The 8,012-nt window shown below is 74.6% G+C and carries 4 protein-coding genes; 2 read left to right on the forward strand and 2 right to left on the reverse strand.

Features of this window, described 5'->3' with window-relative positions; genetic code table 11:
* Nucleotides 1-20: 20 nt before the first annotated feature.
* Together AC1DU4_RS21330 and AC1DU4_RS21335 are read right to left on the reverse strand one after the other, a co-directional pair.
* A complete protein-coding gene (locus AC1DU4_RS21330) occupies nt 21-3,449 on the reverse strand; it encodes an ATP-dependent helicase (protein WP_477843216.1) in 3,429 nt (1,142 codons plus the stop codon).
* A complete protein-coding gene (locus AC1DU4_RS21335; protein WP_477843218.1) occupies nt 3,446-6,766 on the reverse strand; it encodes an ATP-dependent helicase in 3,321 nt (1,106 codons plus the stop codon). Before AC1DU4_RS21335 ends, AC1DU4_RS21330 begins: the two co-directional genes overlap by 4 nt.
* Nucleotides 6,767-6,836: 70 nt before the next feature.
* Between AC1DU4_RS21335 and AC1DU4_RS21340 the strand changes: the two genes are divergently transcribed.
* The gene (locus tag AC1DU4_RS21340; RefSeq protein WP_477843220.1) at nt 6,837-7,622 is read left to right on the forward strand and encodes an alpha/beta fold hydrolase; all 786 of its coding nucleotides are present in this window, start codon (nt 6,837-6,839) and stop codon (nt 7,620-7,622) included.
* 2 nt (nt 7,623-7,624) lie between these two features.
* A complete protein-coding gene (locus AC1DU4_RS21345) occupies nt 7,625-7,921 on the forward strand; it encodes an MGMT family protein (protein ID WP_477843222.1) in 297 nt (98 codons plus the stop codon).
* Nucleotides 7,922-8,012: the final 91 nt, after the last annotated feature.

Below are 8,012 nucleotides of genomic sequence, written 5' to 3' on the forward strand. Positions count from 1 at the left end.
TTTCCTGGTGCGGACGCCGGCTACTCGTCCCGCCCGCCCGCGCTCGCCCCGGCCGTCTCGATGAGTCGGACCAGGTCACCGGCGTCCGGTAGGTCCGCCGGGGAAATGGTGCGCGCGGTCCGCACGTAGTGGAACGCCGCCCGCACCCGTTCGAGCGCGACCGGCGGCTCACCCCGCGCGACCATCCGTGCAGACATCAGCTCCGCCCAGGCCAGCCGGTAAGCGGCCAACTGCATCGCGACGGCGCGTTCGTTCGCTGCCGTGGGTTCGGCGCCGGTCTTCCAGTCGATCACCGTCCAGCCTCCGTCCGGATCGGCGAAGACCGCGTCGATGCGGCCCCGGACCACGGTCCCGGCGAGCGACGTCTCGAACGGCACCTCCACCTCGACCGGGTTGCGGTTCGCCCACTTCGATCGCAGGAACGACTCCTGCAGGACCGACAGGTCGTCGTCGCCGCTGCCCTCGACGTCCGCGGCGCCGGGCAACTCGTCCATGTCGAGCAGCGTGGTCGCCCCGAACCGACGCTCGACCCAGGCGTGGAAGGCGGTTCCCCTGCGTGCCAGGGGGTTCGGCGGGAACGGCAACGGCCGACGCAGCCGGGCCGCCAGCTCGTCGGGCGCGGCTGCCAGGTCCACCAGCTGGCTCACGGACAGCTGTGCCGGCAGGGCAACCTCGGCGCGGGCGGCGGCCCTGCGGGCCCGCTCCGCGAGCAGCGCATCCACGTCCGCGGCCCAGCCCTCGGGGTCGTCCTCGGCGGCTGCGTCGTCGAGTTCCGGGGCCTCCGGCTCCGGCTCGGGCTCGGGTTGTTCCGGCTCCGGCTCCGGCTCCGGCGACGCGAGCGCGTCGAGCACCAGCCGGACACCCGCCTGCACCCCGGCCCGCCTGGCCCCCAACGGGTCCGGCGGCCACTGCGCGGCGACGGGGTCCGCGGTCAGCGGGTTCTCCGAGTCCTCCTCGGGTGCGGGTGCCCACGCCTCGACCACCCCGATCGGCTCGTCCGTCTCGTCCGCGGCGAGCACCAACTCGCGGATCTCGCGCAGGAAGTCGGACGGGCCCTTCGGCTTGGATCCCGATTCCGGCCAGTGGTGTCCGGACACGTACAGGACCCGCTCGGTACGGGTGAGCGCGACGTAGAACAGCCGCCGGTCCTCGTCGAGCTTGCGCTGGGCCAGTGCCTTCCTGTGCGCAGCGACCGCGTCCTCGAGATCCTTGCGGTCGTAGACGTTCTCCAGGTCGAGCACGGGGATGCCGTCCGCGTCGTCACCGGGCCGGGCCCGGTCCCCGCGCAGGGACGGGGGCAGCTCGCCGACCGCGCCGAGCCAGCTGCCGGACGCCGTCGAGGACGGGAACACCCCGTCCACCACGTGCGGCACCGCGACCACCTGCCACTCGAGGCCCTTCGCCGAGTGCACGGTGAGCACCTGCACCCGGTCCGGTGCGACCTCCACCTCGCCGGGTGCCAGTCCCTTCTCCACCGTCTCCGCCGCGGCCAGGAAGGCCAGCAGCCCGGTGAGGGTGGCCGAGGGGTTACGCGCGTACCCCGCCACGGCGTCCGCGAACGCGTCGAGGTGTTCGCGACCGGCCCCGCCGGCGCCGGACCAGCTCAGCCGGGCCTGCGCCTCGATGCCGATGCCGAGGACCCGCTCGACCTCCGAGACCAGCTCGGTGAGCGGCTGCCCGATCCGCTCACGCAGCGACGCCAGTTCCCCGGCGAGCGCGCCGATCCGGGCGTAGCCGCGCTTCGAATAGCGTTGAGCGCCACCGGGGTCCGCGATCGCGTCGGCCAGACCCGCGTTCTCCGCCTGCTCCCCCGGCAGTGCCGCCTCGAGCGCCTGGTCCAAGCTTGCCGCGTCGGTGACCGTGCCGCCGGTGCCGCGGGAGGCGCCGATCGCGAGTTCACGTGCCCGCCGCCAGAGGGCCGCGAGGTCGGCGGCACCGAGCTGCCAACGCGCCCCGGTCAGGACCCGCATCGCGGCGCTGCCGGCCAGGGGGTCGGCCACCATCCGGAGCATCGCGATGACGTCGGCGACCTCCGGGGTGTGCAGCAGTCCGCCCAGTCCCACCACCTCGACGGGCAGGCCCCGTCTGCGCAGCGCGGCGGCCACCGGTGCCGCGTCGGCATTGCGGCGGATCAGCACCGCGGCGGTCGGCGGCGGCTCCCCCGCTGCGCGCGCGGCCGCGTACTCCCCCGCGATCCGCTCTGCGACCCAGTCTCGTTCGCGGTCGACGTCCTCGGCGAGCAGCAACCGGATGTCGCCGGCCACGGCCCCGGGACGGGGGCGCAGCTGCTGCACGGGGACACCCCGTTCCCGCAACGGGGCCGAGGCCGCGTTGGCCAGGGTGAGCGCCTCCGGTGGGTTGCGCCAGCTGGTGAGCAGCTCGAGCCGCGGCGCGGGCCGACCGTCCGGCAGCGGGAAGTCGGTGGCGAACCGCGGCAGGTTGGCGGCCGACGCGCCCCGCCAGCCGTAGATGGACTGCATCGGGTCGCCGACCGCGGTCAGCGCGAGTCCGCCGTCCTCGCCCCCGCCGAACAGCGACGACAGCAGCACACGCTGCGCGTGCCCGGTGTCCTGGTACTCGTCGAGGAGCACCACCCGGAACCGGTGCCGCTCGGCGCGGCCGACCTCGGGATGCTCCGCGGCGACGCGCGCGGCGAGCGACATCTGACTGCCGAAGTCCAGGGCGCCCTCCCGGCGGAGCGCCTCGGCCACCCGCCGCACCAACGGCAGCAGCGCGACCCGCTCGTGCTGGGTGTCGAGCAGCGCCAGCAGCTCCTTCTTCGGGCCGCCGCGTTGGCGGGGACCGGCGGGCAGCGTGTGCACCAGCTTGTCCAGCTCGGTGTGCGCCTCGCGCAGGTCCTCCGGCTCCACCAGGTGCTCGGCCAGCTGACCCGACAGGGCGAGCACCGCCTCGGTCAACGAGGTGGGGTTGCGGTCGGTGTCGAGGTCGCCGTCCCAGGAGCTGACCACGCGGTGCGCGAGCTGCCACAGCGCCGTCTCCGAGAGCAGTTCGGCGGACGGTTCCATCGGCAGCAGGAGTCCGTGCTCGGTGAGCAGCCGGCCCGCGTACGAGTGGTACGTGCTGACCTCCGGTTCGCCGGCGAGGATCCGGCCGCGCAGGCCGCCGCTGGGGTCGAGCGAACGCAGCAGGTCAGAACCGGCCAGCCGCGCGAGGCGCTGCCGGATTCGGCTGGTGAGTTGCTGGGCGGCCTTGCGGGTGAAGGTGAGTCCGAGGACCTGCTCGGGGTCGACCATGCCGTTCGCGACGAGCCAGACCACCCGGGCGGCCATCGTCTCGGTCTTGCCGGCGCCCGCGCCGGCGACCACCAACGTCGGGCCGATCGGCGCCGCGATCACCGCCGCCTGCTCCTCGGTGGGCGGGTGCTGGCCGAGGGCGAGTGCGAGCTGGGCGGGGCTGACCCGGGGTTCGCCCGGATGCCGGGCGGTCATTCTTCGGTCACCTGCCGTCCGGTCTCCTGGGCAGGGCAGCTCGAGAACACCGGGCAGTGCCGGCAGCCCTCGTTGGGGCGGGCCCAGAAGTGTGGGCCCTGGGTCGCGGCCGCGGCGCCGTGCACGACGTCCAGCCACTGCGCCTGCGACTCCTCGTCGAGCGGCGGTTGCAACCGCTGCGCCGCACCCTCCTTCTGGTGCGGTGCGGCCACGAACACCAGCCGGCCACCGCCCGGCGCGGTCGCCGGCTCGCCGTCGATCGCGCCCGCCAGCACCGCCAACTGGTAGGTCGCGAGCTGCGCGTGCTGCTGCGCGGCCTCCCTGCTCACCGGGGCTCGCGCCGTCTTGACGTCGACGATGACGGGCCGGCCGTCGGCGTCACGCTCGAGCCGGTCGATCCGGCCGCGCAGGTGGATCGACGGCTCGCCCTCGGCGCGCGGCTCGAGCACCCCGTCGACCGCGACCTCGACGCCGATCTCGGTGAGTTCGCGGCGCGAGAGCCGCAGCCACTCGGAGAAGGAGTCGAGCATCTGGCCGGTGCGGTCCATCTCGCGCCGCGAGTACCACTGCGACCCGAGATCCACCGCGTCCCACGCGGTCGCCAGCGCCCGGCGCACCTGGTCCGGCGGCAGGTTGCCGGCCAACGCCTGCACCAGGGTGTGCACCAGGGTGCCCGCCACCGCAGGGGTGTTCTCCCCGTCGGTGCCGCCGTGCCGCTCGAGGACCCATCGCAGCGGGCAGGCGTCGAGTTGTTCGATGGTCGAGGGAGAGAGGGGAACCGGGCCGTCCTCGACGTCCCAGAGGGTGGCCTCGGTACTGACGCCGGCCACGCCGTACCAGTGGTCCGGGTGCGCGCCGCGGACCCCGGCGCGGGCCAGTCGGGCCAGCTGCCGGGCGGCCCTGGCCTGCATCTGCGGGTCGTTGTCGGCCAGTTCGGGGTCACACACCACCCGCCGCAACTCGGCGACGAGCGCGGGCAGCGCCAGCACCCGCCCGGCCGGCAGCGGTGCGGGCGGCAACGTGGAGTCCGCGGGCTCGCCGTCGACCACCCCGCCGCCGAGGAGTTCGTCGACGAAGCGGGAGGGCACCAGGTCGGTGTCGCCGGTGGCGGAGTTCACCGCGGTGACCAGGAGCGAGCGCCGGGCCCGACTGCAGGCCAACAGGAACAGCCGTCGCTCCTCGGCCAGCAGGGGCGCGGTGCGCGAGAGCCGAGCCTCACTGCCCGGCGTGGCATCGCCGACACCGGCGGTGAGGTCGACGAGCGCCTCGGTGCCGAGGAGGGTCCCGCGGGACCGCAGGCCCGGCCACAAACCCTCCTGCACGCCGGCGACCACCACGACGTCCCACTCCCGGCCGACCGCCGAGTGCGCGCTGAGCACCGACACCGACTCCCCCGGCACCGCCGCCGCGGAGCGTGGGTCGCTCGGGATCTCCTGTTCGGAAAGGTATTCCACGAAACCGGCGAGGCTCGCCCGCGGCAACCGGTCCACGTAGTTGGCGGCCCGGTCGAACAGTGCCACCACCGCGTCGAGGTCCCGGTCCGCCTGCGCGCCGATCGGGCCGCCGCGGGCCGACGCCGCCGCCCACCGCTTCTCCAGTCCGGTGGCGCGCCAGCAGGTCCACAGCACGGTCTCCACCCCACGGCCCTGCCGGTGCGCGGCCCGAGCCTGGCCGAGGATCTTGAGCACCCGTCGCAGCGCGGCGAACTCGACGTCGGTGAGGGCGGCGGTCAGGTCGCCGTGTTCGTCCTCCCCGTCCACGATCAGCTGCCGCAGCAGTTCGGCGGAGTCTCGTTCGCCGCCCGCGGCCAGCTCGACGCGGCGCAGTCCGCGGCGCAGCCGCCGCAGCGTCACCGGATCCGCGCCGCCGACGGGGCCGGACACCAGTGCCAGCGCGTCCTCTCCAGTGAACTCGCCGCCCGCCACGGCCCGCATCGCCAGGAGCAGACCGCCGACCGCGTGCTGGCGGGCGAGCGGCAGTTCGGACGCCGCGGTGGTCACCGGCACCCCGGCCGCCAGCAGCGCGCGGCGCAGCGGGGCCAGTGCCCGCGGCACCGACCGGACGACGACCGCCATCTTCGACCACGGCACCTCGTCGTGCAGGTGCGCCCGACGCAGGGTGTCCGCGATCAACGCGGACTCCTTGCCCTGGGTGGCGAGTACCTCCACGTGCACCCGGCCCGGGTCCGCGCCGGGGACGGTGGAAGCGCCGCGGTGCGGGGGCAGTCCGGGCAGCCGGCCGGCGACCGAACCCACCAGTTCCCCGATCCGTGCGGCATTGCGGTACGCGGTGTCGAGCACCACCTGCCGGTCCGACCCGTTCTCGGCGAGGTCCATCAGGAACCGCGAGTCCGCGCCACGGAAGCCGAACACCGCCTGGTCCGGGTCCCCGGCGACCACGGCCGACTCGGCACCGGTCCCGAGCAGCCGGACCAGTTCGGCCGCCTGCGGGTCGAGGTGCTGGGCGTCGTCCACGTACAGGTGCCGGATGCGGTGGCGCTCCCGCTGGAGCAGGTCCGGGTCGGTGGCGAAGGCCGTCAGCGCGGCGCCGACCAGTTCGGCGGCGTCGAGCGCGGGCGCGGTCGCCTCCGGCGCCTCCACCCCGACGGCACCGCGCAGCAGCATCACCTGCTCGTACCGGGTGGCGAACTGCCCGGCCGCCACCCACTCCGGCCGCGAGTGGGCGTGGCCCAGCTCGATCAGGTCCTCGGGCCCGAGGCCGCGTTCACCGGCCCGCAGCATCAGGTCCCGCAACTCGACCGCGAAGCCGGTCATCGGCAGCGCGGGCCGGAGCCGCTCCGGCCAGTACTCGGCGCCGTCGGTGACGTCGCCACGCAGCATCTCCCGCAGCACCGCGTCCTGCTCGGCGCCGGTGATCAGCCGCGGGGGCGGGTTGGCGTGCGCCGCGGCCTGCAGCCGCAGCACCGCGAAGGCGTAGGAGTGCACGGTCCGCACCAGCGGTTCGCGGGTGGCGCGGGCAGGTCCCGCACCGAACAGCCCCGCGGTGATCGCCTCGCGCACCGCGGTGGCGGCCTTGCGCGAATGTGTCAGCACCAGAACCGATTCCGGGCTCCCTCCGGGGCCACTGATCCGGGCCGCCGCGAGGTCCACGAGCAGTGAGGTCTTCCCGGTGCCCGGTCCGCCGAGCACCTGCCACGGCCGCCAGCCGTAGCCGTGCTCACGCGCGCCGGGCCCGTCCTGGGCCAGCAACCGCTGGACCTGCGGACCCCACTCCCGCGTCGGGGCTGCGTCGGGGGCACGGCGGACCAGCGTCGCGAGCGAACGCTCCGCCGTGTCCCGTCCACCCCTGCTCGTCATGACAGGAATTCCATCACGGGCCACCGACAGCCCCGCCGCCCGCTCGGGAACGTCGGTGGGATCGGGCAGGATGGCAGCCGTGAGCGATCTCGAGATCCACCGGTACGGGCCCGCGGACGGCCCGGTCGTACTCGGCCTGCACGGGATGACCGGGCATGGGCAACGCTGGCAGCACCTGGCCGAGCGGTACCTCCCGCAGGCCCGGGTGATCGCGCCCGACCTCCGGGGGCACGGCCGCTCCACCTGGGCGCCGCCGTGGGGCCTCGCGGATCAGGTCGACAGCCTCGTCGCCCTGCTCGAGACGGAAACGAGCGAGCCCGTGGTGGTGGCCGGGCACTCGTACGGCGGCGCGATCGCGATACATCTCGCCCGCCGGGTACCGGAACGGGTGCGGGCGCTCGTCCTGCTCGATCCCGCGCTCGGCATGAACCCCGCCCAGATGCTCGAGATCGCGGACCTGACGGTGCGCTACCCCGACTACACGGACGCGGCGGAGGCCCGCTCGGAGAAGGTGCACGGAGCCTGGGCGGGCGTCGACACCAAGGTGCTCGACGCGGAGATGGCCGAGCACCTCGTCGAACTCGAGGGCGGCCGAGTCGGCTGGCGCTACTCCGTACCCGCCGTGGTGGCGTCGTGGGGCGAACTGGCCCGCCCCGCCGTGTTGCCTCCCGCGGACCTGCCGACGGTGCTGGTGCCCGCGATGCGGGTGCAGCCGCCGTACCTGTCACCCGACTACCGTGCGGAACTCGCCGCCCACCTCGGCGACCGACTGACCGTCGTGGAGATGGATGTCGACCACATGGTGGCCCAGGCCCGGCCGGGCGAGGTTGCCGCCCTGATCGAGAAGCTGCTCTAGCGGTGGCGGCCACCACCGAGGAACAGATCGAGCGGGTCCGCGCCCTCGTCGCCGCGATCCCGTCGGGCAAGGTGGCGACCTACGGCGACATCGCGGCCGCGGCCGGGTTGTCGAGCGCCCGCACGGTGGGCTGGATCATGCGGACCGACGCCGCCGACCTGCCGTGGCATCGGGTGCTCGGCGCCTCCGGCCGGCCGGCCGCACATCTCGCGCACCGGCAGATCTCCAAACTGGCACTGGAAGGCGTCCCGATCAACGACGGCCGGGTGGACCTGCGCGCGGCCCGGCACCACTTCTGATCGGATTCACTCGCCGACGTCCTCCGCTCACGTCGACGCCGGGAGCAGGTTGTGCGCCAACGAGGCTCGTGCCGTGCCGCCGGTCCGCCGG

The organism is Rhodococcus sp. P4_F5, from assembly GCF_056401315.1.